The organism is Pseudomonas sp. Bout1 (assembly GCF_034314165.1).
Lineage (GTDB): Bacteria > Pseudomonadota > Gammaproteobacteria > Pseudomonadales > Pseudomonadaceae > Aquipseudomonas.
The window spans coordinates 2,275,789-2,299,087 of the sequence record NZ_JAVIWK010000001.1 but is presented as its reverse complement, the minus strand read 5'-3'; the positions used below and the strand labels follow the sequence as shown (position 1 = coordinate 2,299,087).

At 61.7% G+C, this 23,299-nt stretch carries 26 protein-coding genes; 18 read left to right on the top strand and 8 right to left on the bottom strand.

Annotated elements, in window-relative coordinates:
- Positions 1–5: 5 nt before the first annotated feature.
- Entirely contained in the window at positions 6–191 is a 186-nt protein-coding gene (locus RGV33_RS10515) for a hypothetical protein (protein WP_322144214.1), read from the top strand.
- A 5-nt stretch (positions 192–196) separates the two neighbouring features.
- On the opposite strand, the gene RGV33_RS10510 is transcribed toward RGV33_RS10515, so the two are convergent.
- On the bottom strand, positions 197–1,123 hold the full coding sequence (locus tag RGV33_RS10510) for a DMT family transporter (RefSeq protein ID WP_322148649.1): 927 nt from the start codon (positions 1,121–1,123) through the stop codon (positions 197–199).
- A gap of 123 nt (positions 1,124–1,246) precedes the next feature.
- On the opposite strand from RGV33_RS10510, the gene RGV33_RS10505 reads away from it, so the two are divergent.
- From RGV33_RS10505 to RGV33_RS10480, 6 genes are all read left to right on the top strand, one after another.
- Positions 1,247–2,053, top strand: a complete 807-nt coding sequence (locus RGV33_RS10505) for a helix-turn-helix transcriptional regulator (protein ID WP_322144213.1) — start codon at positions 1,247–1,249, stop codon at positions 2,051–2,053.
- Positions 2,054–2,126: 73 nt separating this feature from the next.
- Positions 2,127–2,576, top strand: coding sequence for a MarR family transcriptional regulator (locus tag RGV33_RS10500; RefSeq protein WP_322144212.1), 450 nt, complete (start codon positions 2,127–2,129; stop codon positions 2,574–2,576).
- A 29-nt stretch (positions 2,577–2,605) separates the two neighbouring features.
- Positions 2,606–3,178: an isochorismatase family protein gene (locus RGV33_RS10495; RefSeq protein WP_322144211.1), complete on the top strand. Its 573-nt coding sequence runs from the start codon at positions 2,606–2,608 to the stop codon at positions 3,176–3,178.
- 5 nt (positions 3,179–3,183) lie between these two features.
- On the top strand, positions 3,184–4,398 hold the full coding sequence (locus RGV33_RS10490) for an MFS transporter (RefSeq protein WP_322144210.1): 1,215 nt from the start codon (positions 3,184–3,186) through the stop codon (positions 4,396–4,398).
- 124 nt (positions 4,399–4,522) lie between these two features.
- Positions 4,523–4,894, top strand: a complete 372-nt coding sequence (locus RGV33_RS10485) for a hypothetical protein (RefSeq protein ID WP_322144209.1) — start codon at positions 4,523–4,525, stop codon at positions 4,892–4,894.
- A gap of 4 nt (positions 4,895–4,898) precedes the next feature.
- Positions 4,899–5,078 carry a DUF1289 domain-containing protein gene (locus RGV33_RS10480; RefSeq protein WP_003207939.1) on the top strand — a complete coding sequence of 60 codons (180 nt, stop codon included), beginning with the start codon at positions 4,899–4,901 and terminating at the stop codon, positions 5,076–5,078.
- Between the two features lie 19 nt (positions 5,079–5,097).
- Here RGV33_RS10480 and RGV33_RS10475 read toward each other — a convergent pair whose 3' ends face one another.
- The 4 genes from RGV33_RS10475 to RGV33_RS10460 form a co-directional block, all read right to left on the bottom strand.
- A complete protein-coding gene (locus RGV33_RS10475) occupies positions 5,098–5,961 on the bottom strand; it encodes a DNA/RNA non-specific endonuclease (protein WP_322144208.1) in 864 nt (287 codons plus the stop codon).
- A 125-nt stretch (positions 5,962–6,086) separates the two neighbouring features.
- Positions 6,087–6,503, bottom strand: coding sequence for a DUF2846 domain-containing protein (locus RGV33_RS10470; protein ID WP_416152115.1), 417 nt, complete (start codon positions 6,501–6,503; stop codon positions 6,087–6,089).
- 8 nt (positions 6,504–6,511) lie between these two features.
- Complete coding sequence (locus RGV33_RS10465) at positions 6,512–6,940, bottom strand: Sbal_3080 family lipoprotein (RefSeq protein WP_322144206.1); 429 nt, start codon at positions 6,938–6,940, stop codon at positions 6,512–6,514.
- Positions 6,941–7,000: 60 nt separating this feature from the next.
- Entirely contained in the window at positions 7,001–7,642 is a 642-nt protein-coding gene (locus RGV33_RS10460; RefSeq protein ID WP_322144205.1) for a TetR/AcrR family transcriptional regulator, read from the bottom strand.
- Between the two features lie 71 nt (positions 7,643–7,713).
- On the opposite strand from RGV33_RS10460, the gene RGV33_RS10455 reads away from it, so the two are divergent.
- Positions 7,714–8,568: an aldo/keto reductase family oxidoreductase gene (locus tag RGV33_RS10455; RefSeq protein ID WP_322144204.1), complete on the top strand. Its 855-nt coding sequence runs from the start codon at positions 7,714–7,716 to the stop codon at positions 8,566–8,568.
- A 3-nt stretch (positions 8,569–8,571) separates the two neighbouring features.
- Here the strand turns inward: RGV33_RS10455 and RGV33_RS10450 are convergent, their stop codons facing one another.
- The gene (locus RGV33_RS10450; protein WP_322144203.1) at positions 8,572–9,267 is read right to left on the bottom strand and encodes a tRNA (adenine(22)-N(1))-methyltransferase; all 696 of its coding nucleotides are present in this window, start codon (positions 9,265–9,267) and stop codon (positions 8,572–8,574) included.
- A 94-nt stretch (positions 9,268–9,361) separates the two neighbouring features.
- On the opposite strand from RGV33_RS10450, the gene RGV33_RS10445 reads away from it, so the two are divergent.
- The 6 genes from RGV33_RS10445 (at position 9,362) to RGV33_RS10420 (ending at position 14,697) form a co-directional block, all read left to right on the top strand.
- Positions 9,362–9,868 carry a GNAT family N-acetyltransferase gene (locus tag RGV33_RS10445; RefSeq protein ID WP_322144202.1) on the top strand — a complete coding sequence of 169 codons (507 nt, stop codon included), beginning with the start codon at positions 9,362–9,364 and terminating at the stop codon, positions 9,866–9,868.
- 86 nt (positions 9,869–9,954) lie between these two features.
- Positions 9,955–10,845, top strand: a complete 891-nt coding sequence (locus RGV33_RS10440) for a bestrophin family protein (protein WP_322144201.1) — start codon at positions 9,955–9,957, stop codon at positions 10,843–10,845.
- 129 nt (positions 10,846–10,974) lie between these two features.
- Complete coding sequence (proP, locus tag RGV33_RS10435) at positions 10,975–12,477, top strand: glycine betaine/L-proline transporter ProP (RefSeq protein ID WP_322144200.1); 1,503 nt, start codon at positions 10,975–10,977, stop codon at positions 12,475–12,477.
- A gap of 123 nt (positions 12,478–12,600) precedes the next feature.
- Positions 12,601–13,029 carry a DUF2231 domain-containing protein gene (locus tag RGV33_RS10430; RefSeq protein WP_322144199.1) on the top strand — a complete coding sequence of 143 codons (429 nt, stop codon included), beginning with the start codon at positions 12,601–12,603 and terminating at the stop codon, positions 13,027–13,029.
- Complete coding sequence (locus RGV33_RS10425) at positions 13,026–14,318, top strand: sorbosone dehydrogenase family protein (protein WP_322144198.1); 1,293 nt, start codon at positions 13,026–13,028, stop codon at positions 14,316–14,318. Before RGV33_RS10430 ends, RGV33_RS10425 begins: the two co-directional genes overlap by 4 nt.
- A gap of 82 nt (positions 14,319–14,400) precedes the next feature.
- A complete protein-coding gene (locus tag RGV33_RS10420) occupies positions 14,401–14,697 on the top strand; it encodes a DUF3144 domain-containing protein (RefSeq protein ID WP_322144197.1) in 297 nt (98 codons plus the stop codon).
- Between the two features lie 18 nt (positions 14,698–14,715).
- Here the strand turns inward: RGV33_RS10420 and RGV33_RS10415 are convergent, their stop codons facing one another.
- Positions 14,716–15,939, bottom strand: a complete 1,224-nt coding sequence (locus tag RGV33_RS10415; RefSeq protein WP_322144196.1) for an MFS transporter — start codon at positions 15,937–15,939, stop codon at positions 14,716–14,718.
- Between the two features lie 129 nt (positions 15,940–16,068).
- On the opposite strand from RGV33_RS10415, the gene RGV33_RS10410 reads away from it, so the two are divergent.
- Complete coding sequence (locus RGV33_RS10410; RefSeq protein WP_322144195.1) at positions 16,069–16,773, top strand: TetR/AcrR family transcriptional regulator; 705 nt, start codon at positions 16,069–16,071, stop codon at positions 16,771–16,773.
- On the opposite strand, the gene RGV33_RS10405 is transcribed toward RGV33_RS10410, so the two are convergent.
- A complete protein-coding gene (locus RGV33_RS10405; RefSeq protein WP_322144194.1) occupies positions 16,676–17,599 on the bottom strand; it encodes a LysR family transcriptional regulator in 924 nt (307 codons plus the stop codon). The two genes, RGV33_RS10410 and RGV33_RS10405, sit on opposite strands and share 98 nt — an antisense overlap.
- A gap of 153 nt (positions 17,600–17,752) precedes the next feature.
- Here RGV33_RS10405 and RGV33_RS10400 point away from each other — a divergent pair, with 153 nt between their 5' ends.
- The 3 genes from RGV33_RS10400 to RGV33_RS10390 all read left to right on the top strand — a co-directional run bounded on the left by RGV33_RS10400 (position 17,753) and on the right by RGV33_RS10390 (position 21,754).
- Positions 17,753–18,274 (top strand): sigma-70 family RNA polymerase sigma factor, encoded by a 522-nt coding sequence (locus RGV33_RS10400; protein ID WP_322144193.1) that lies wholly within the window; start codon positions 17,753–17,755, stop codon positions 18,272–18,274.
- A 4-nt stretch (positions 18,275–18,278) separates the two neighbouring features.
- Complete coding sequence (locus RGV33_RS10395) at positions 18,279–19,238, top strand: FecR family protein (RefSeq protein ID WP_322144192.1); 960 nt, start codon at positions 18,279–18,281, stop codon at positions 19,236–19,238.
- Between the two features lie 74 nt (positions 19,239–19,312).
- Positions 19,313–21,754, top strand: a complete 2,442-nt coding sequence (locus RGV33_RS10390; protein ID WP_322144191.1) for a TonB-dependent siderophore receptor — start codon at positions 19,313–19,315, stop codon at positions 21,752–21,754.
- The last annotated feature ends 1,545 nt before the right edge of the window (positions 21,755–23,299 follow it).

Here is a 23,299-nt window from a genome sequence, read left to right as displayed (position 1 = left end):
CAGCCGTGGCTCCAGATGTTAACCGCGATCAATGGCGCCATCACCCCGCTGGGCATGAACACCGCAGCGGGTTTGCCCAGCAGGTCGGCAACCTTGGCTTCAAGGCCTTCGATCAACGCACCGCAGTGCTTGGTGTCACGCGAGAGCACCTGTGCAGGAGAAAGTACGTTGAGGAATGCGCAGCCTGGTGAACGTATCAATCCTTGACTAGCCTGGCCATGCGCAGCTTGAAAAGATCATGCCCACTCACCACCACAATCCCGATCAGCACCAACAGCGAGCCCACAATGAACGATGACTGTAGCGTTTCGTCCAGCAACCAGACGCCGAATACCACGCCAAACAGTGGCGTCATGAACGACAACACCCCAAGCCGCGACCCCAGGTAACGCCCCAGCATCCAGAACCACACCAACAGGCTCAGGAATGAGAACACCACCGTCTGGAAGGCCAGGCTGGCCACGGTAATGGCCGAAAACTGCACACGGGTTTGCCCGGTCGCCCATGCCAGCGCAGCCAGAATCACAAAAGCCCCGGCGAGCTGATAGAACAGCGTCAATGGCGCTGGCGCTTCGGCCAGTCGAGAGCAGCGAATGGTGACCGTGGTGGCGCCCCAGGCCGCAGCGCCCAATAAGCCCAGCGCATCGCCAATGCGTTGATCGGCCATCGAGGCCGTGGTTTCACCCGGAGCAAAAAACGCCACGATCACGCCCGCAAACGCCAACAATATTCCGCCCCACTGCACCGCCGTCAGCCGTTCGCTGGGAAACCGGACGTGCAAACCGATGGCCGCGAAGATCGGCGCCGTGTACAGGAAAATCACCATGTGCGCGGCGGACGTGTAGCGCAAACCTTCACCGACGGCCACGTACTCCAGGGCAAACAGCGTGCCCACCAGCAGCCCGCCGCGCCAGGTGTCGATGTTCAACGTCATCTTGTTCCGGCGCAGGATCAGGATCAGGCCTACCAGCACCGCGGCAATACCCGAGCGCAGGGCGATCTGCAGGATCGGCGCGATGTCGGGCGCAGCGACCTTGATCGCCACTTGCTGAAGGCCCCAGATGGCACACATCACCGTCATAATGACCGCAGCGGGCCCATCAATAGGCTGACGCTTATCCACGACACTCTCCACCTCTGTTTGCAGGGGTGGAGTCTGCGATGCGCGGAACTGCTGGATATAGCGCCAAACCGACAAGCGATAGCGCACAATAGCCATTCGACCAACACCTGCGGTGTGACCCTCATGAACAAGCCATTTGCCCACCGGGTCGTTGCGCCGTTCACCGACGAGCTGCCGGCGCCGCTGTACTTTCGCGCCGCGCAGATGCAGGCCTTGACGACTTACCCGTGGCATCGACATCCCTGGGGCGAATTTGTGTATTCGTTCAGTGGGGTGATGGAGATCAAACTGGCGGATGAGCACTTCATTGTCCCGCCGCAATTTGGCCTGTGGCTGCCCCCCGAGGCCGAGCACCTGGCGCTCAATCGCCAGGAGGCCTATCACTCCTCGCTGTATATCGCCCAGCCTTTGTGTGAACGCCTGCCGGACACCGCGTGTGCCTTGACGATTACCCCGTTGATCCGCGCACTGCTGGACGACTTGCGGGCCTCACCGCCCGCCCCGGTTCAAACCGAGGAAGACAGCCGCCTGCTCTACGTGCTGCTGGACAAGCTGAATCAAACGTCCCGCGTCGGCTCCTACCTTCCCGGCTCCAATGACCCGGTGCTGTCGCCCATCCTTGAAGCCCTGGAACAGAACCCGGCAGACGCCCGCTCGCTGGCTGACTGGGCGCGGCTGGTCAACGCCACCGAACGCACCCTTTTGCGTCGGTGCCAGCGTGACCTTGGGATGTCGCTGAACCACTGGAAACAACGGCTCAAGGTGATGCACTCACTCAACCTGTTGAGAAGCGGCGCCACCGTCGAGACCATCGCACTCGACCTTGGGTACAGCAGCTCTTCGGCCTTTATCGGCATGTTCCGCAAGCTCACGGGCGAGACACCCGATGAGTATCGCAAGGCAAAATTGGGACCGGTAAAGGACCGTTGACGCTGGGTTTTATGACAAAAAATTCATACAGGTAAACTGTACAGTTTTTCTGCACGCATGCTAATGTCCGGGCATGAATACACCTTCCATCACCTGCGAAACCCAATCCGCCGCCCTGGCTGCCGAGCTGCGCATCTCCCTGGGCAAGCTGATGCGCCGGCTGCGGGAACAAACCCATCCGAACGATTTCACCTCGGCCCAGAAGTCGGTGCTGCTGCGCCTGGACCGTGACGGGCCCAGCACCGTCTCGGCCCTGGCCCGGGCGGAGAGCGTGCGCCCGCAGTCCATGCGCATCACCGTGGCCGGGCTTGAGACGATGAAAGCAATCCGGGGCAAACCCGACCCCAGCGATGGGCGTCAAACCCTGATCGAGCTGACTCCCGGCTTTCGTAAACACCTGATCGCCAGCCGGGCAGCCAAGGACGATTGGCTGCTGCGGGCGCTGCAGGAGCAACTGTCTGCCAAAGAGCAAGCCGAACTCGCAGCGGCGGTAAAGCTGCTGGAGCGCCTTGCCGATTTTTGAGCTGCACCCTACCCGCTCGAGGACATCCCATGGCCGTCACCTCGCTGGATCCGAATACCGCACTGATCATCGTGGACTTGCAAAAAGGCATCGCCGAATACCCGTTCATCCACCCCCTCGGCAGCGTAGTGGAGCGCTCCCGTGCACTGCTGGACGCGTTCCGTGAGAGCGAGATGCCGGTGGTGCTGGTCAACGTCACAGGCTTCGCGCCCGGGCGCACCGAGCGGCCACGGCGCAGCGACGTGTTCCCACCGGGCTGGGCCGACCTGTTGCCCGCACTCGGTCAGCAACCTGGCGACATTGTGGTGACCAAACGCACCTGGGGCGCGTTCGCCAGCACCGATCTCGAGGCGCAGTTGAAGGCACTCGGCGTGACCCAAGTGGTGATCACCGGGGTTGCCACCGGCACCGGCGTGGAGTCCACCGCTCGCCAGGCCTACGAGGCCGGTTTCAACGTGACCCTGGCCATCGACGCCATGACCGACGCGAACCCCGAGGCCCACCACTACAGCCTGCATCAGGTATTCCCGAAGCTGGGCGAAACCGGTACTGCGCAAGACATCCTCGGTTTGCTTGAAACGCACACCTCGCGAACGGTGTGACTTCGATGGGCATTTTCCGCTCGCTGCGCAGCGTCAACTACCGCATCTGGGCTGTCGGCGCCCTGGTGTCGAATATCGGCACGTGGATGCAACGCACCGCCCAGGACTGGCTGGTGCTGACCCAGCTCACGCCGCATAACGCCTCGGCCGTCGGCATCGTCATGGCGTTGCAGTTCGGGCCGCAATTGCTGTTGCTGCCCTGGACAGGTTTCGCCGCCGACCACTACGACAAGCGCAAGCTGTTGATCGTTACCCAAGGCGTGATGGGCTTGCTGGCGCTGACGCTGGGGGTGTTTACCCTGACCGGCATCGTCCAGCTGTGGCATGTGTATGTGTTCGCGTTTTTGTCGGGCTGCGCCTCAGCGTTCGACGCGCCCGTGCGGCAGATTTTCGTGGCGGACCTGGTGGGCGAGGCAGACTTGTCCAACGCCATCGCGCTCAATTCCACCTCGTTCAATATGGCCCGCATGATTGGCCCGGCGGTGGCCGGCGTGACCATCGCGTCGGTGGGCACCGGCTGGGCTTTCCTGCTCAATGGCGCGAGCTTTTTCGCGGTGCTGGCCTCGCTGTTCCTGCTGCGGGTTTGCGGCCTGCACACCAGCCTGCGGGCGCTGCGCACCAAGGGCAGCCTGACGGAAGGCTTGCGCTATGTGTGGGCGCGGCCGGACCTGATGGCGATCCTGATCATGCTGTTTTTGATCGGTACATTCGGCATGAATTTTCCGATTTTCATTTCGACCATGGCCGTCACCGTGTTCCACGCCGATGCCCGTGGCTATGGCTTGCTGTCGTCGATCCTGGCCATCGGCACCATCGCCGGGGCACTGCTCGCGGCCGGTCGCGAGCGGCCGCAGTTCAAGTCGCTGCTGATCGGCGCACTGGTGTTCGGGGTGGGTTGCACGCTGGCGGCGATTGCCCCGAACTATTGGCTGTTTGCCGGCGCGCTGGTGATCATCGGCGTGGGCGCCCTGACCTTCAGCAACACCACCAACAGCCTGATGCAACTCACCACCGAGCCCGCCATGCGCGGCCGGGTGATCGCCCTGCGGGTGGGCGTGGCCCTTGGCGGCACACCGATTGGCGCGCCGATTGTCGGTTGGGTGGCCGACCACCTGGGCCCACGCTGGGCGCTGGCGGTCGGTGCGGCTTCGGGCATCCTGGCAGCCGGGGTGGCGATCTACACCATGACGCGCAAGCTGGATCGGCCCAAAGAGACCTGATAGCTGTCGAGCTTCAGCGAGGCTGCGAAGAGGGCCTGTCAGGCGATAAAGATTTCAAGTCTCGCTAAATCCCACAGTGGCGCTCTCGCGTATCATCACCCTCCTCGCTCCTCAAGGAATCGCCATGTCTTCAACCAAACGCGACGGCGCACGCATAGAGCGTCGCCTGGTCGCGACCCTGACCGAAGCCTGTGAAGTCGCCAAGGCCGAAATCCAGGGCTTCGACTGGCTGACCCACGAAGTCGACTACCAGGCCTTTGCACAGAGCCTGGTCGTGATCTGGGTATTCGATACGCGGGCGAACCAGGAGCTGGCCGTTTCAAACGGACTGGACCGGCGCATGCGTGAGCTGACGGCCACGGCGCTGGCGGATGCCTGCGTGGATCAACCCGCTACAGACCGCTACATTCGGTTCGACTCCGAGGAGGAATGTCAGCGCCAGCATGGCGGCAACTGGCGCCTGCGCCTGGCCAAACTGTATGCGGGAAAGGGGTGAAGCCTTGGCTAAAGATATCGAGAATCCGTGCGTCTCAACCTGCCAGCTCAGTGGTGAGCTGTGCGTGAGTTGTGGACGCACCAAGGACGATATTCGCAAATGGAAAAAGATGAAGCGGCCAGAGAAGATGGCCGCTGTGCAGCGAGCAACGCTGCGGTTGAAAACGTTGAAGAAGGGCAAATGACGCCGCCAGCTTCAAGCCATCAAGTGCGCCCAACCGAACCGGTAACCGGCAAGTTCCCCAGCAGTTTGAGCCCGGTAGTCTTCACAAACGTCGTGTAGTCCATCGGCTTCTCGATGCGGGTTTCAGCGTTGGGCAATACATAGGCCCAGGCACGCTTGGACGATACGTCGTACACCAGCTTGAACAGGCGGGTCGGCACCCAGACCTTGTTGTCGCCGATGGTGCTGTAGCCTTGGTCAAACAACGGGCCGGTGAACACGAACACATTGCCGTCGGCACGCTTGGCAAACTTGCGCACGTCCGCTTCGACCTTGCTCCAGATCTTGCGGTTGTTGGTGGGGTCTTGCGGCACCATGTTCGACAACGCGAAGGATTGGGCCATGGCGTTGGTGCTCGGCGCATCGGCGGCCGGCGATTGATGGCCACGGTCCACGGCCGGGTGTTGGCCACGGTAGTCACTCAACTCGGCGCGCGCGCCTTTGGGAATGCGCGGGTCCGGGTAGAACTGGTTGGTGCGCTCCTCGCCTTTGGCGTCCTGCAGTTGGCCTGCATTAAGGCGCTCAACCACCACCAGCGGAGTCTTGCTGGTTTGTGAGTACAGCACTGCAAAGTTATCGGAACACAGCGCCAGGGGTTTCATGCTGGCCGGCACGGTGGCGGTGTTGATCGGTTGCCTGGCCGGGAACAGGTCGGCGCAACTGTCGAACGACGGCTTTTTCTGTTGGCTTGAATACAGATCCAGGGCCGCACCCTGGCTGATGGAGCCCGAACGGGAAGTATGTGATTGAGGCGGTGTAATGAGGTCCAGCAGGCCACGGGCTTGCGCCCCGGTGGAGAGCAAAACAAGGGCCGACAGCCCAACTGCAATTTTGCGAAGGTGCATGGGTTAAATCTTCAAATGGGAGGGAGGAAAAAACGTACCGCGAGGCTCTATTGCGAGCCACACGACCGCTGACAGTCGTGCGGGGGTTATTGACCGCCACCCATCACATTAGTTGCCGGGCACCGTCACTTCACCGGTATATACGAATACCCGCGCACCATGCTTTTCCCTTCGTTCGCCTCCCACTTGCGAATCTTCTCGAACATGTTTTCCTGGGTGTACTCAACGAAGTATTCCTTACCCGGCTCGACCGAGAGCATCAGGAATACGTTCCGGGCATTCGGATGTTGCCCGGCAGACACCTTGTGCACGCCCGGGCTGACCAGCACCCAGGAATAAGTCTCGCTACTCAGCCCCACGATTGCGCTGTCATCGATACTGAACACGCTGTCATAGAAGCTGCCCTGGATAACCTGGGTCCGCATCATGTAAACCAGCGCCTTGCCCGCAGGCGGCGCCGGAGGTTCGAAGTAAGGTTGGCTGGTGCTGGTATGACCACACCCGGTCAGCAGCATGAGCAACAGGACCGCGGTACTTTTGATGAATCTGTTCACTTGGCCTGCCCCAATAGCTGGTCGATCACCGGTGCCATTTTTTCCTCGACCGTCTTGTATTTCGACAAGTCGAAGCCCCCCTCGCCCGCCAGGTTGTAGTGCGCAACGCCAATGGACTGCTCGCCTTTGTAGAGCGCAATGCTGGCGTCGGACAGGTAGGCAGAGAAGTCCCAGGAACGAATGGCGGTGTAGGTCAGCCGGTATTCACAGTTGCCCGGAACCGGCGCGGCATACAACCGGCTTTCAATGTGGTGCTTGCGCAACAGCGTTTGCAGGCCATCGACAAAATCCCCCACCACCACTTTGGGGTTCTCTTCGATGCATAGCTGGGAGATTTTGTATTGCGGCGCGACAGGGTCAACCTTGACGTTTGTACACCCGGCCAAAGCCAGTAGAAGGCCTGCCGTGAGGGCTCTGGACAGCATGTTCAATCCCTGAATCAGAAATGATATCAAAATAATGGCCACATGCTAGCTTGACGCCCTTTAGCGGTCAATTGGCCGTGACTGATAGGTTTGAAGATAAGCCCGCAGTAGCCGAATCACCTGTTGTTCCAGGCCGGCTTCATAGGCTGGCGTTGCATTGCCTTCAAGCAGTGACCGCACCGGGCCCACCACCGCGCTGATCGAAATGGCGGCGGTCAACAAGGGGTCTTCAAAACGAGCATCCGCTGCCGTCGCCAACATCGCCGCAATCGCGGCTACCATCCGCTTGTTGATACGCGCGACCAGCTCCGCACCGCCCCGCTCGCCCGCAATGGCGTAGAGGGCCTTGGACGCCGTCGGATCCATCAGCTTCACGGCGAGAAAAGCCGTGACAAACCCGGATGCCATTTCAGCGACCGTGGCGCCCTGGTATTGATCGCAAGCCTGCTCGACGGTCTCGGCCACGTGCACCAGGTGCTTTTCCAGGACCGCCGCAAGCAGTGCATCGCGATTCGGATAGTACTGGTAGAGACTGCCCACCGACATGCCCGCACGTTCGGCCACGCGGGTGGTGGTGCACCGGACCAACCCCTGCGCCGTCAAAACCTGAAGGGTCGCCGTGTGCAGCGCCTCGACAGTCGCCGCCGACCGGGCCTGAACCGCTGATTTTCTTGGCTTTAGTGACGCTTTTGGAGTGCTCATGGAATGCGAATTCAAAACCTGAAGGATCCTTCATATTATAGGCTTCCTCCCTTCAAGCAAGAGCCACAGCCATGAACCACAGCACCTTCACTCTCGGCGATCGCGCCGTCAACCGCATCGGTTACGGCGCCATGCAACTGGCCGGCCCTGGGGTATTTGGCCCACCAAAGGACCGTGAAGCGGCGCTGGCTGTATTGCGCGAGGCCGTCGCAGCAGGCGTGAACCATATCGACACCAGCGATTTCTACGGGCCGCATATCACCAATCAGATTATTCGTGAGGCGCTGCATCCGTATAAAGACGATCTCACGATTGTCACCAAGGTGGGCGCCCTTCGAGGCGCCGACGGTTCCTGGCTCAACGCTTCGTCAAAGGCCGAGCTGACGCAGGCCGTGCATGACAACCTGCGCAACCTGGGCCTGGACGTGCTGGACGTGGTCAACGTGCGGGCCATGCATGGCGTGATGGGCACTGCCGAAGGCTCGATCGAAGAGCCCCTGAGTGCCATCGCCGAGTTGCAACAACAGGGACTGGTGCGCCATATCGGCATCAGCAACGTCACGCCGACGCAGGTGGCCGAGGCGCGAAAAATCGTGCGTTTCGTGTGTGTGCAGAACCTGTACAACATCGCCCATCAACACGATAACGCGATGATCGACGCGCTGGCCCAGGACGGCATTGCCTATGTGCCGTACTTCCCGCTGGGCGGATTTACCCCGGTGCAGTCCTCGGTGTTGTCGAGCGTTGCACAGCGCCTTGGCGTCACACCGATGCAGTTGGCGCTGGCATGGCTGCTGCGCCGTTCACCCAATATCTTGCTGATTCCTGGTACTTCGTCGGTCACCCATTTGCGTGAAAATATAGCGGTGGGCGAACTGGATCTTTCGGATCAAGTGCTGGCAGAGCTGAATACCATCGCGGGCTGACCCTCACGCCAGCAGTTGGGTAATCCACCGGGCCTGTTGGGCGACCTCTTGCACCTTGTGGTCGGGCACCGCCTGCCGCGCCTGGGCGAAATCGTTCAGGGTCTGTTGTTTGTGGCGCAGGATGCGCTGCCACTTGAGCAGGAACTCGGGGCTGCGCGCCTGCATTTGCAGCGGGCCGAAGTACAGCTCCTCTTCGGTGTAGATAACAGTCTCAGCGCGCTCGGCGACGATGATTTCGTAGAAGAAGCGGTTTTCCCGCAGCAGCTCTTCGCACACGATGCGATAGCCGTTGTCCATCAGCCATTGACGCAACGGCTGCTCGCCGCCGTTGGGTTGCAGCACCAGACGCTCCTGGCCGTTGAGGCGTGCCTTGTCGCTGTCGAGGATGTCGCGAATCGTCTCGCCGCCCATGCCGCAGATGCTGATCGCGGTGATCCCGTCTGCCGGCTCGATCGCCGCCAAACCACTGGCCAGGCGCACCGTTATGTGGTGCTCCAGCGCGTTCTCGCGCACCGTACGCTCGGCTGCGCGAAACGGCGTCAAGGCCACCTCGCCGGCCACCGCCGCCACGATGGCGCCGCGACGCATCAACGCCACCGGCAGGTAACCGTGATCGGAGCCGATATCCGCCAGGCGCGCCCCGGCAGGTACATGGGCCGCCACGCGCTCCAGGCGCATGGACAATGTGTGTTCGTTCAACTGCCGTTCCTTTTTGCCGCGATTGGGCTGATCGGTTCAGGATAACTGATGGGGTATGCTTGCTCACCGCACAATTGCCAGGAAGAGGTGATCAATGACGTCATTTCGCGTTCGCGAGCTGAGAAGTACGGACACTGAAGCATTGCTGGCCTTCGAAGCCCTCAACCGTGAGTGGTTCGAGTCGCATATCGAAGCGCGCGACCCTTCGTTCTACTCAACGCAGGGCGTCGCCGAGCATATTGACGGTTATTTATCCGGCCTTGCCACCGGCGCCTGGCACCCGTTCGTGATCGAAGACGCCAGTGGCGAAATCGTCGGTCGCGCCAATCTGAAAAGCATCGATTCACCGAAGGGCTCTGCCGAAGTCGGTTACCGCGTGGGCGAGCGCTCGTGCGGGCAAGGGCTGGCAACCCTGGCGCTGAACCATCTTATCCACGAGGCAAAGGTGCGCTGGGCACTCAAGCAATTGGTGGCGTACGTGTACCCGGAGAATGTGGGCTCACAAAAAGTCCTGAGCCGTTGCGGGTTCGTGCCTGAACAGCCAGTACCAGGCCACACGCCCCAAGGCGAAAACCGTTTCGTCCTGACCCTTCAGGCCTGACGGCGCAGCACCCCGGCGAACCTTTACCCGGTAAACAGCGTCCGAGCTAGGGCATTGATGCTCACCGCTCGCCGCGAGGTTTCCGTTTGAAAGCTGCCATCGTCAAAAAATACCGCTTGATCATCAAGACCATGGGCTATGTGGGCTGGGCGCTGTTCTGGCTGCTGCTGTGGGATATCGCCGTCACCGTGGACTTCATGCTGTTCCTCAACAGCAAGATCAACCTGCCGCTGATGCCGCTCACACTGCTCGGTTCGGCGCTGGTGGTGCTGATCAGTTTCCGCAACAGCAGCGCCTACAACCGCTGGTGGGAAGCGCGCACGTTGTGGGGGGCGATGGTCAACAATTCCCGCAGCTTTGCCCGGCAAGTGCTGACGCTGCTGGATGACCCGCACCACGAGGTCAACCCGATGAAGGCGACCCTGCTGCGCCGTCACGTGGCGTATGTGAACTGCCTGGCAGCCCACCTGCGGGGCCAGCCGTGCCCGGATGAGATTCGCGCGTTTCTGCCGGCGGAAGAGTTCACCCGCAGTACCACCACCAATAACTTTTCCAACGACATCCTCAATGGTTCCGCGGCGCTGCTGGCCCAGGAATACAAGGCCGGGCGCCTGGACAGTATTCGCCTGGCGCGGCTGGAATCGACCCTGGTGGACTTGTCCAACAGCCAGGGCGGCATGGAGCGCATCGCCAACACGCCGCTGCCCTACCCGTACGTGTATTTCCCACGGCTGTTCATTTCGCTGTTCTGCCTGATCGTGCCGGTGGGCCTGGTGGAATCCCTGGGCTGGTTCACCCCGCTGGCGTCCACGGTGGTGGGCTTTATGCTGCTGGCCATCGAGCGCATCGGCACCGATTTGCAAAGCCCGTTTCGTGACAGCGAGCACCAGATCCAGATGGAAGCCCTCTGCGAAACCATCGAGAAAAACCTGCAGTCGATGCAGCGGGATTCCTTGGGCGGCGATCGAATCATCTGACCGCTCCAGCGCCGTTAACAAAAAAAACCAGCCATTGGTGAATTATTCAGTGTCCGCATGTATCTGACCCAATAAGCGCATGCCACCAAAACAGTGGCATCGAAATGGACCTGCGGCTGAGTAACTCCCATGAAATCACGCAAGAAAACCGTCAATCCGATTGGATTGGATGACATCACCATTGTCGACGACGCCAAGATGCGCAAGGCGATCACCGCCGCTGCGCTGGGCAACGCCATGGAGTGGTTCGACTTCGGGGTGTATGGCTTCGTCGCCTATGTGCTCGGCAAGGTGTTTTTCCCCGAGGCGTCCCCCAGCGTACAAATGATCGCTGCCCTGGCGACCTTCTCGGTGCCGTTCCTGATCCGCCCGCTGGGCGGCTTGTTCTTCGGCAGGTTGGGCGACAAATACGGTAGGCAGAAGGTCCTGGCGGCGACGATCGTGATCATGTCCCTGAGCACCTTTGCCATCGGGCTGATCCCCTCCTACGACTCGATCGGCATCTGGGCACCGATCCTGTTGCTGCTGGCCAAGATGGCCCAGGGCTTCTCGGTGGGCGGCGAATACACCGGCGCCTCGATCTTCGTCGCCGAATACGCCCCGGACCGCAAGCGCGGCTTCCTCGGCAGTTGGCTGGACTTCGGCTCCATCGCCGGCTTCGTCCTCGGCGCGGGTGTGGTGGTGCTGATTTCTGCGGTGATCGGCGAAGACGCGTTCCAGTCCTGGGGCTGGCGCCTGCCGTTCTTCCTCGCCCTGCCGTTGGGCATGATCGGGCTGTACTTGCGCCACGCCCTGGAAGAGACACCGGCCTTCCAACAGCACGTGGAACAGCTCGAACAAGGCGATCGCGAAGGCTTGGCGGGCGGCCCGAAAGTGTCGTTCAAGGAAGTCGCCACCAAACACTGGCGCAGCCTGATGACGTGCGTCGGCGTGGTGGTGGTGACCAACGTCACGTACTACATGCTGCTCACCTACATGCCGAGCTACCTGTCGCACAACCTGCACTACAGCGAAAACCACGGCGTGCTGATCATCATCGCGATCATGGTCGGCATGTTGTTCGTGCAGCCGCTGATTGGCTTTGTCAGCGACAAAGTCGGGCGTAAACCCTTCATCCTCATCGGCAGCATCGCCCTGTTCTTCCTCGCCATTCCGGCGTTCATGCTGATCAACAGCGGCAAACTCGGGCTGATTTTCTCGGGGCTGCTGATCATTGCAGTGGTGCTCAACTTCTTTATCGGCGTGATGGCGTCCACCCTGCCGGCGATGTTCCCTACGCACATTCGCTACAGCGCGTTGGCCAGTGCCTTCAATATTTCGATCCTGGTCGCGGGCCTGACGCCGACCGCCATGGCCTGGCTGGTAGAAACCACCAACAACCTGTACATGCCGGCCTACTACCTGATGGTGTTCGCCGTGCTGGGCCTTTTCACTGCGCTGACCATGAAAGAAACCGCCAACAAACCCCTGCGCGGCGCGGCACCGGCGGCTTCGGATCTGGAGGAAGCCAAAGAGCTGCTGCAGGAGCATGAAGACAATATCGAACAGAAGATCGAAGACATCGACGCGCAAATCGCCGAGCTGGAAGCCAAGCGCGAGAACCTGGTGCAGCAGCATCCACGCATCAATTGACGCAACATATTTAGAAACGAATACCCGGTGAACTAACGCGCAAGCATCACGCTCCTTCCTTAAGCGCAGTCAGCGCGGCCCTGATGAGCCTCATCAGGGCCGCTCAACGATAAGGAGCCGCCCGTGACCGTCACCACCGCCCTCACCTACCGCTGCACGCCTGGCCCGCTTCACGCGACCTTGCTTGCCGGTACCGTCCCACTGTTTCTCGGCGCCTTGCTGAGTGACATTGCCTACACCCAGACCTACCAGATTCAATGGAGCAACTTCGCCGCCTGGCTGATCGCCGGCGCCCTGGTGTTCTGTGGGCTGGCGGGGTTGTTTGCATTGGTCAACCTGGTGCGCGCCGACCGCAAGGCCGGGCGCCCCACGCTGTACTTGCTGCTGTTGCTGGTGACCTGGGCGCTGGGGTTGGTCAACGCCTTCGAACATGCGAAGGATGCGTGGGCCGTGATGCCGTCGGGCCTGGTGCTGTCCGCGATTGTGACCCTGCTGGCCTGCGTGACCACGTGGGTCGGGCTGACCAGCCTGCGTTCCGGAGGTGGCCAATGAAGCATTCCGGCGCACTGACCGTTTTAAGCATGGCGATGTTATTGAGCGCCTGCGGTGGCGAAGCCGACAGCACCCAAGCTCGCGGCCCAGACCCCAAGCTGCCGGAACCCCAGCGCAGCCTTCTGCCCAGCATGAAGATCGCCGAACCGGTGGCCTGGGGCGAGCAGAAACCCACGGTGCCCGAGGGTTACAGCGTCACGGCCATCGCCACCGACCTGCGGATCCCGCGCCAGACCCTGGTGCTGCCAAACGGCGACATCCTCGTCGCGGAAGGCCGGGGCGGCAGCGCGGCGAAACTCAAGCCCAAGGACGTGATCGCCAGCGTGATCAAGGCCGAGGGCAACACCAAGGTCAAGGGCGGCAACCGCCTGACCCTGCTGCGCGATGCCGACGGCGACGGCACCTATGAGTTGAAAACCGTGTTCGCCGACAACCTCAACGCACCGTATGGGTTGGCATTTGCCGACGGCAAGCTGTACGTGGCCAACCAGGATGCACTGGTGCGCTTCGACTACGAGGATGGCCAGACCAAAGCCGGCGGCCCGCCCACTACCGTCACCGACCTGCCCGCCGCGATCAATCATCACTGGACCAAATCCCTGGCGATCAGCCCCGATGGCCGCTCGCTGTACGTGGGCATCGGCTCCAACAGCAACATCACCGAGCGCGGCATGGAGGTCGAGATTGACCGGGCGATGGTCTGGCAGATCGACGCTGCCACCGGCGCCCACAAGCCTTACGCCACCGGCTTGCGCAACCCGACCGCCCTGACCATTCAGCCAGGCTCCGGGCAAGTGTGGGCAGTGGTGAACGAGCGGGATGAGTTGGGGCCGGACCTGGTGCCGGATTACTTGACCTCGGTACGCGAAGGCAAGTTCTACGGCTGGCCCTACAGCTATTGGGGCCAGAACGTCGACACCCGCGCCCAACCACAGAACCCGGCCAAGGTCGCCGCCGCGATCAAACCGGATTACAGCCTGGGTTCCCACGTCGCGGCACTGGGCGTCGATTTCTCTATCCCGGCCATGGGCGAGAAGTTCGCCGACGGTGTATTCGTGGGCGAGCACGGCAGCTGGAACCGCGATAACCCGGTGGGCTACAAGGTAATCTTCGTGCCGTTCCGCGACGGGCGGCCAGCGGGTGAACCGCTGGATTTCGCCACGGGCTTTCGTGGTGAAGACGGCAAGACGCGTGGGCGGCCGGTGGGTGTGACTGTTGACCCACGGGGTGCGTTGATCATTGCCGATGACCTGGCCAACACCGTGTGGCGGGTGACGCGCAATAAATGAGGCCCGAATCTGCCAACGTGGTTGCCTTCCCGTGGGACGCGGCGGTACCTTCGCCGCACTCACGAACAGGAAGGTAACCGCAATGCCAGACACCACCGACAACGGCTTCTACGATCGCGCCGACGCGCACATCGAGCTGTCGAACGAGCAGTTCCGGGAATTCGCCGACCTGGGCAAAGTCAGCGCCTCGATGATGTTCGGCACCACCCGCTTCAATGCCTGGGTCAGCGCCCGCAGCTTTAAATCCGGCGAAGAAATGGCCCAGGCGCGTGAGGCAATGCTCAAGTATTTCTGTGACCAGTACCGGATGATGCTTGAGGACAACCTCGACGATCACATCAAAAACTTCAACCAGTACATGCTCGTTAAAGGCAGTTGACCTGCCCGGCTGCCACACTCAGTGTGCGGCGGCTGCGGGTTTGCCGTGCGCCCTGTGCCCCGGCGTAAAGCCATGGAGTCGCGCACGCCACACCATTGCAAAACCCACCGCCAGCAACACCAGCATCGCCCACGGGAATGACGCCACGCCCCAGGTATCGAGCAACACCCCGCCCACCACACCACTGCCCGCAATCGCGCAGTTCCACGCCACCACATTCAGCGACAGCGCCACGTCTGCCCCCTCTCCAGCGGCATCCGCCAATGCGGTTTGCAGCAGCGTCGCCGCGCCGCCAAAACTCAAGCCCCATACCGCCACACCGATATAAATCACCCCGGGCACGTCCGCCAGAAAACCGAACGCCAGGCACGTCGCCGCAAAGCCCGCCAGGCTGGTCAACACGGTGGTGCGCAATGCCGTTTCGACTAATTTGGCGGTCAGCCAAATCCCCACCAGCGCTGCCACACCAAACACCAATAGCACCAGGTCCACGCGGTCTACCAACCCCGCCGGCATCACAAACGGCGCGATGTACGTGTAGAGAATGTTGTGGGCAAGCATCCACGCAATCACCACCGCCAGCACCGGCCGCACACCCGGAGTGGTCAACACCTTGCGCAGCGGCATGCGCTGATGGGCCGACTGGCCGGGGTAATCCGGCACCTTCACCAACACCCAGGCAATCAACACCAACGTCAGCGCCGACATGATGCCAAATGTCGTGCGCCAGCCCACCAACCCACCCAGCCATGTACCCAACGGCACCCCGAGAGACAACGCGATCGGTGTGCCCACCATCGCGAGCGCCAGTGCCTTGCCCTGTTGATGCGGCGCCACCATGCGCCGCGCATACCCGGCCAACAAGCTCCATGCGAGCCCGGCCGCCATCCCGGCGAGAAACCGCGCCAGCAGTGTCAGCCCGTAGTGGGACGACAACGCCGTGATTGAATTGAACAGCAAAAAACCGATGATGGTCAGCAACAGCACATTGCGCCGGCGCCAGCCGCGGGTGGCGATGGTCAGCGGGATCACCGCCAGCACCGAGCCCAGGGCGTAGGCGGTCACCATCTGCCCGGCCATCGACGGCGAAATCGCCAGGCCTTCGCTGATCAGCGGCAACAAGCCCGCCGGCAGGGTTTCGGTGACGATGCAGATGAAACCGGTCATGGCCAGGGCGAGCAAGGCGCCGATGGGTAAACGGTCGGGAACGGCGCCTGCCGATAAGGTACTTGAGGGGGTCACAGGGAAACTCCTTGAACAAGGGATATCGAGTTAAATACCGATCGATATAAATGTTGGGCGAGTCATCCAGCGTTGTCAACGACTTATGTATCGACTAGTATTTATCTCATCACCCGAGAGGATTTCCACATGGCGCAGATGGGCCGCCCCCGCACCTTCGACCGCGAACAGGCCGTGGAACAGGCCATGCACCTGTTCTGGCAGCACGGTTACGACGCGACGTCCCTGAGCCAGTTGAAAGCCGGATTGGGCGGCGGCATCTCCGCGCCGAGTTTCTATGCGGCGTTCGGCTCCAAGGACGCGCTGTTCCAGGAATGCGTGCAGCGTTACCTGGCGACGTACGCCCAGGTCACCGAATGCCTGTGGGATGACAGCCTGCCACCGCGCCAGGCCATCGAGACCGCGCTGCGCCAATCGGCGCGCATGCAGTGTGAAGACGGCCACCCCAAGGGCTGCATGGTGGCCTTGGGCGTGATGAGCGCGCCCTCCCCCGAGAACACGCAAGTGACTCATGCCCTGACCCATTCCCGCGAACGCACAAGGGCGGGCATCGTGCATTGCGTAGAGCGTGGCATCAGCGCTGGCCAGTTACCGGCCGAGACCAACGCCCGCGCCATGGCTACGGTCTACGACAGTTTCTTGCAGGGCGTGTCGATCCTCGCTCGCGATGGCGTGGATGCCAACACCATCGACAACGCGATTGGCCAACTGATGCTGACCTGGGATTTATCTGCCGCTACTGCGCCGCCCACTCGGCACGGTGCTCCAGCAGAAAGTCGACAAACGCGCGCACCCGATGCGGCACGTAGCGACCGTGGGGATACAGCAAGGTAAACGGCCGCGAACGCCCGCCGTAAGGTTGCAAGACCTCCACCAGGCTGCCGTTGGCCAACTCTTGCTCCACAATGAATTTGTAGGTCTGGAACAACCCCGCGCCGTGCTTGGCCAGGGTGACGCCACCCAGCACATCGTCGGAACAGCTGTACCCCGCCTCCCCGGCAAACTCCCGCTCCTTGCCATCCGCCTGGAACAACCAGGCAATGCGCCGCCCGTTGCTTGGCAATTCGTACTGGATGCACTCATGGGCCGGCAAGTCCTCCAGGGCCAGGGGCGTGCCGGCGCGTTGCAGATACGCCGGTGCCGCGACCACCACCAGCCTGGCGTCTTCGAGCAACCGCGCGATCAGCGTCGAGTCCGGTTGGGCCCGCACGCGAATGGCCAGGTCATAGCCTTCAGCGACGAAATCGATGTTGCGGTTGCTGATGTGGATGTCCACGGTGACTTGCGGGTACAGCGCACGAAACTTCGGCAGCAGCGGCAGGATACGGTGATGGCCATAGGTGGTCGGGATACTGATGCGCAACAGCCCGGACGGCACCGATTGCGCGCCCATCATTTCCTGCTGGGCTTCCACCAGTTGCGTCAGGGCCTGGCGGCATTGCTCGAAAAAGGTCCGGCCGCCATCGGTCAGGCGGATGCTGCGGGTGGTTCGCACAAACAGCCGGGAACCCAGGCGCTCCTCCAGCCGCGAGATGCTGCGGCTCACCGCCGCCGGGGTCACCCCGGCCACCTGGGCGGCGGCGGTAAAGCTGCTGGCCTCGGCGGCCAGGCAGAACAGCTCGATGCTGCCCAGCTGCAGGTCTTCGAAATGGCGCTTCATGATTGATTACACCGGGTATCTACTTGTGGATTCACCTGCTCTGTTTATCAGCACAGGCCGCATAAATATAGAGCGCTTCCCGACCCACGCTTGCTTTCGTTCCATGCACACCGCTAATCTTGCGAATAATTCTTATCCGCAGACACTCCCGCCATGTCCGCCAGCGACCTTCCCTTGAACCAGGCCGTCCATATGCTCTACGCCGAGCACCATGGCTGGTTGTTCGGCTGGCTGCGCAAAAAGCTCGGTTGCCCGCAAAACGCGGCCGACCTGTCCCATGACACCTTCGTACGCATCCTCGCGTCCCGCGATGCCCTGGGCGGCATGCGCGAGCCCCGGGCGTTCCTCACGACCACGGCGCGCCACCTGATCATCGACCGCGCCCGCCGCCGCCAGATCGAGGACGCCTACCTGCGGGAACTGGCATTGACCATCGATATGCTGGAAAGCTGCCAGCAATCGCCGGAACAGATCCTGCTGACCCTCGAAGCCCTGGAGCAAATTGCGTTCGTGCTCGATGGCCTGGGGCTGAATGCCCGGCAGGCGTTCCTGATGCACTTCCTGGAAGGGCTGCGCCAGGCTGAAATCGCCAGCCGCCTGGGGATTTCCGAGCGCATGGTGCGCAAACACCTGATGAACGCCCTGGTGCACTGCCACCACGCACTGGATGTTTAAGCCCATGCTCGACGCCCCACAGAGCCTTGACGAGCAAGCCGCCAGTTGGGTGATGCGCCTGCATGACGGCAACCTCAGCGAGCGCGAGCGCCAGCAGTTCGAGCAGTGGAAGGCCCAGGACCCGCAACATGGCGCCGCGATAGAACGCCTGCAAGGTTTCGTCGGCCGCTTGCAGGCGCTGCGCCCGCAACATGCGCCGGTGCATGCCGCACTGGATGCGGCGCTGGTAAAACGTCGGCGCGCCCCGGCCGGCAGGGTCGTGCTGGGCCTGATGCTGGCCTTGCCCCTGGCATTGTTGCTGCGCAGTTACCCTGCGAGTTATTTGCTGGCAGACCAGCGCACCGCGCCGGCCGAATGGCAACGCATCGACCTGGACGACGGCTCGCAGTTGACCCTCAGCGGCAACAGCGCGGTGGACCTGTCCTTCAACCCGCAACAACGCCAGGTGAAACTGCTGCGCGGGGAAATCCTCGTGCAAGTGGCCCACGACGCCACGCGGCCATTTATCGTGGTGACCGAAGACGGGCAAATGCGTGCCCTTGGTACCCGCTTCACGGTCAAGCGTGAGGGGGCCGGCACGCTGCTGACCATGCTCGAATCGAAAGTCGCGGCCCAGGATGCCGGCCAGCATCCGGCTGTCGATGTCAGTGCCGGTGAACAGGCGCGTATCACCCCGCAAGCGGTCACGCGGCTGGGCCGTGTCGACACCCGGGCAACCAACGACGCCTGGCAATACCACCAGTTGGTGGTACAGGACCGGCCACTGCCGGAAGTGCTCGATGAACTCGCCCGCCAGTACGGCGGCCACCTGCAATTCGACCGCGAGCAACTGGCCGACTTGCGGGTGTCGGCCGTGCTGCCGCTGGATGAGCCCAGGCGTGCGCTGCAATTGATCAGCGACGCGTTCCCGGTGCGGGTGCGCTCGTTCAGCCCGCTGTGGTTGAAGATCGAGCGCGAAAAATAAATCCACGCGCCGGGTTCCGCTTTTTGCAATCGCCCCGTCAAGGAAGAAAGCACCTCATCACAGGAACCTCTTCCATGCCACCGGACTTCAACGTTTCGCGCCACCCCAAGCGTTCTTTCGTGCCCCTTGCCCTGGCGATCAACCTGGCCACGTTCTCGCTGCTCGGCCCAGGCTTCAGCATGCCGGTGGCGGCGCAGAGCGAGGTGCAGCGCTACGCCATTGGCCCCGGTGCGCTGGGCCCGGCCCTGAACCTGTTCGCCCAGCAGGCGCGCGTGGCGTTGCTGTTTGATGCGCGCAGCGTTGCCGGCCTGAGCACCGCGGGGTTGCAAGGTGAGTTCGCGGTCAACCAGGGTTTTGCCCGGCTGCTCCAGGGCAGTGGGTTCCAGGCGGTGCAAGGTGGCAACGGGTTTGTGCTAACGCCGGTCAGCAACGCTACCGGCGCACTGGAACTGGCGCCCACTGCCGTCACCGGGCTAACCGAAGAAGCCTCCACCGAACACGTCAAAGGCTATGTAGCCACCCGCAACCTGAGCGCCACCAAGACCGACACGCCGATCATCGAAACCCCGCAATCACTGTCGGTAGTCACCAGTGACGAGATTCGCGATCGCCAATCGGAAACCCTGTCCCAAACCCTTGACCTGACGCCCGGCTTCACCAGCCAGCCCACCAGTTTCAACCGCACCTCGGACCGCTTCCGCATCCGTGGTTTCGACGTCGAGTCGGCCACCGGCGGCTCCCTGCGCGACGGCCTGCGCCTGCAAAACAATTCCTACGACGGCGTACAGGAACCCTACGGCCTGGAGCGCGCCGAAGTGATTCGTGGCGCGGCCTCGGTGCTCTACGGCCAACTGTCGCCGGGCGGGCTGATCAATACCGTGAGCAAGCGTCCGAGCCAGACGCCGTATCACGAGGTGAACGTGCAGGCCGGGCAGAACGAGCGCAAGCAATTGTCCGCCGATTTCACCGGCCCGCTGGGCGACAGCGAGACCCTGAGCTACCGCCTGACCCTGCTGGACCGCAAGAGCGACACCAGCGCCGACCACATCGACAACGACAAGGTCTACGTCGCCCCCGCCCTGACCTGGCGCCCGGATGACGACACTTCTCTGACCCTGCTGTCGTTCTACCAAAAGACCGAGACCGGTTTCTCCGCGCCCCTGCCCTATCAGTTGGTCAAGGGCGTCGGTGACGGCAAGTTCCAGATCGGCCGCCATGACTTTATCGGCGACCCGGGCTACGACGAAATGAACGGCGAGATGTCGGCGCTGGGTTATGAGTTCGAGCACCGTTTCGACGAGCACACCCGCATCAGCAACAAGCTGCGCTATTACCAGTCGCAGGTGACCTGGCGCTACCTGCAAGTGAACGCCACGCCCGCCTTCATCACGACGGCGCAAAACACCGGGATTCTGCGTCGCCAATACAGCGACCGCGTCGAACGCTCCCGTGGTTTGGCCAGCGATACCAACATCGAAAGCAAATGGCAGTTCGGCGATTGGCAGCACACCTTGCTGCTGGGCTTCGACGGCTATGACACCAGCTACGACTCCCACAACTTCCGGGGCAATGCGCCGTCGCTGAACCTGGCGAACTACATCAACAACCAGCCGGTGGTGGTCAACCGCGCACCGAATACCGACCGTGGCTCGCAGATCGACACCTTGCAAAAAGGCGTGTACTTCCAGGACCAGATCAAATTCGACGAACACTGGATTGCCGTGTTGGGCGGCCGCCACGACTGGGCCGACCAGGACACCGAACTGTTCCGTAACTCAGCCAAAACCAGCCAGAGCGACGAGTCCACCACCTGGCGCGCGGGGCTGGTGTACAAGGCTGACAACGGCCTGGCGCCGTACCTGAGCTACAGCGAATCGTTCTTCCCGGTTGCAGGCGTGGACAAGGCCGGGCAGGCGTTTGTGCCCACCGAAGGCAAGCAATACGAAATCGGCATCCGCTACCAGCCCGAAGGCAGCGCCACCTTGCTGAGTGCCGCCGTGTACCAGTTGGTGCAGAAAAACGTGCTGACCCAGGACCCCACCGACCTCACCCAAACATACTCGGTGCAAACCGGCGAGGTGCGTTCCCGTGGCCTGGAGCTGGAGGCCAAGACCGAAGTCACCCCCAACCTCAGCCTGATCAGCTCGTACGCCTACATCGACGCGCGCATCACCAAAAGCAACATCGCCAGCGAAGTCGGCCAGCGCAGCGAAGACACGCCCTATCACCAGGCGGCACTCTGGGCCGATTACCGCCTGGCAGAACTGGGCGTGCCGCAGCTGCGCATCGGTGGCGGGGCGCGTTACAAGGGCACGACCCAAGCCTCCGGGATTCCGTCAGCGATGCCCGCCTACACACTGTATGACGCCCGCGCCAGCTACGAGATCGACCCGCATTGGGAGGTCGCGCTCAACGCCAACAACGTCACCAACAAACGCTACACCTACTGCGAGTTCGCGATTTGCCGGTATGGCGATGAGCGGCAGTTGGTCAGTTCGGTGACATATCGCTGGTGAGCTTGAGGGGTTGGGGTTGGGGTTGGGGGCATATCCGTTATTTGAGTGATGGCTTGTATTGGTTCCGCTCTTACAGCGGCTCACTTTTGAACAGCGCAAAAGTAAGCAAAACGCTCTTGCCCCACCACTCGGCACCTCGCCTAGGCTCGGTGTGCCCTCACTCCGGCTTTGGAGCGTGGGCCGCCGCGATGGGCCATCCTTGGCCCAGCGCGGCTAACCCGGCGTCCTGCCGGGTTACCCACGCTCCAAAGCCTGCGTTCGGCCAGCGTGGTTTAACGGGGCGCCTAAGATCAAGATCACAAGCAGATCAAGGGCACAGCGGCCTACAGGCCGGCTTGAGTGTTGTAGATCAAAAGCAACGGCAAAGGCGAAAGCGGCCACGGTCAATGTGGGAGCTGGCTTGCCTGCGATGCAAACACTTCGGTGCATCAGATACACCCAGTTGATGCCATCGCCGGCAAGCCAGCTCCTACAGAAAAGCAGCTCTGCTTTCGCTCTGGCTTTTAACACTCAGGTCGGCTTTCAGGCCAGCTTGAGTGTTGTGGATCAAAAGCAACGGCAAAGGCGAAAGCGGCCACGGTCAATGTGGGAGCTGGCTTGCCTGCGATGCAAACACTTCGGTGCATCAGATACGCCCAGTTGATGCCATCGCCGGCAAGCCAGCTCCTACAGAAAAGCAGCTCTGCTTTCGCTCTGGCTTTTAACACTCAGGTCGGCTTTCAGGCCGGCTTGAGTGTTGTGGATCAAAAGCAACGGCAAAGGCGAAAGCGGCCACGGTCAATGTGGGAGCTGGCTTGCCGGCGATGCAGACACCTCGATATCAGATACACCCAGTTGATGCCATCGCCGGAAAGCCAGCTCCTACAGAAAAGCAGCTCTGCTTTCGCTCTGGCTTTTAACACTCAGGTCGGCTTTCAGGCCAGCTTGAGTGTTGTGGATCAAAAGCAACGGCAAAGGCGAAAGCGGCCACGGTCTATGTGGGAGCTGGCTTGCCTGCGATGCAAACACTTCGGTGCATCAGATACACCCAGTTGATGCCATCGCCGGCAAGCCAGCTCCTACAGAAACGCAGCTCTGCTTTCGCTCTGGCTTTTAACACTCAGGTCGGCTTTCAGGCCAGCTTGAGTGTTGTAGATCAAAAGCAACGGCAAAGGCGAAAGCGGCCACGGTCAATGTGGGAGCTGGCTTGCCGGCGATGCAGACACCTCGGTGCATCAGATACACCCAGTTGATGCCATCGCCGGCAAGCCAGCTCCTACAGAAACGCAGCTCTGCTTTCGCTCTGGCTTTTAACACTCAGGTCGGCTTTCAGGCCAGCTTGAGTGTTGTGGATCAAAAGCAACGGCAAAGGCGAAAGCGGCCACGGTCTATGTGGGAGCTGGCTTGCCTGCGATGCAAACACTTCGGTGCATCAGATACGCCCAGTTGATGCCATCGCCGGCAAGCCAGCTCCTACAGAAAAGCAGCTCTGCTTTCGCTCTGGCTTTTAACACTCAGGTCGGCTTTCAGGCCGGCTTGAGTGTTGTAGATCAAAAGCAACGGCAA

Bases quoted from the DNA above. Each gene is read 5' to 3' on its own strand.
- RGV33_RS10505 (WP_322144213.1), top strand. From the start codon at position 1,247: ATGAACAAGCCATTTGCCCACCGGGTCGTTGCGCCGTTCACCGACGAG.
- RGV33_RS10500 (WP_322144212.1), top strand. From the start codon at position 2,127: ATGAATACACCTTCCATCACCTGCGAAACCCAATCCGCCGCCCTGGCT.
- RGV33_RS10495 (WP_322144211.1), top strand. From the start codon at position 2,606: ATGGCCGTCACCTCGCTGGATCCGAATACCGCACTGATCATCGTGGAC.
- RGV33_RS10490 (WP_322144210.1), top strand. From the start codon at position 3,184: ATGGGCATTTTCCGCTCGCTGCGCAGCGTCAACTACCGCATCTGGGCT.
- RGV33_RS10485 (WP_322144209.1), top strand. From the start codon at position 4,523: ATGTCTTCAACCAAACGCGACGGCGCACGCATAGAGCGTCGCCTGGTC.
- RGV33_RS10475 (WP_322144208.1), bottom strand. From the start codon at position 5,961: ATGCACCTTCGCAAAATTGCAGTTGGGCTGTCGGCCCTTGTTTTGCTC.
- RGV33_RS10465 (WP_322144206.1), bottom strand. From the start codon at position 6,940: ATGCTGTCCAGAGCCCTCACGGCAGGCCTTCTACTGGCTTTGGCCGGG.
- RGV33_RS10460 (WP_322144205.1), bottom strand. From the start codon at position 7,642: ATGAGCACTCCAAAAGCGTCACTAAAGCCAAGAAAATCAGCGGTTCAG.
- RGV33_RS10455 (WP_322144204.1), top strand. From the start codon at position 7,714: ATGAACCACAGCACCTTCACTCTCGGCGATCGCGCCGTCAACCGCATC.
- RGV33_RS10445 (WP_322144202.1), top strand. From the start codon at position 9,362: ATGACGTCATTTCGCGTTCGCGAGCTGAGAAGTACGGACACTGAAGCA.
- proP (WP_322144200.1), top strand. From the start codon at position 10,975: ATGAAATCACGCAAGAAAACCGTCAATCCGATTGGATTGGATGACATC.
- RGV33_RS10425 (WP_322144198.1), top strand. From the start codon at position 13,026: ATGAAGCATTCCGGCGCACTGACCGTTTTAAGCATGGCGATGTTATTG.
- RGV33_RS10420 (WP_322144197.1), top strand. From the start codon at position 14,401: ATGCCAGACACCACCGACAACGGCTTCTACGATCGCGCCGACGCGCAC.
- RGV33_RS10410 (WP_322144195.1), top strand. From the start codon at position 16,069: ATGGCGCAGATGGGCCGCCCCCGCACCTTCGACCGCGAACAGGCCGTG.
- RGV33_RS10405 (WP_322144194.1), bottom strand. From the start codon at position 17,599: ATGAAGCGCCATTTCGAAGACCTGCAGCTGGGCAGCATCGAGCTGTTC.
- RGV33_RS10400 (WP_322144193.1), top strand. From the start codon at position 17,753: ATGTCCGCCAGCGACCTTCCCTTGAACCAGGCCGTCCATATGCTCTAC.
- RGV33_RS10395 (WP_322144192.1), top strand. From the start codon at position 18,279: ATGCTCGACGCCCCACAGAGCCTTGACGAGCAAGCCGCCAGTTGGGTG.
- RGV33_RS10390 (WP_322144191.1), top strand. From the start codon at position 19,313: ATGCCACCGGACTTCAACGTTTCGCGCCACCCCAAGCGTTCTTTCGTG.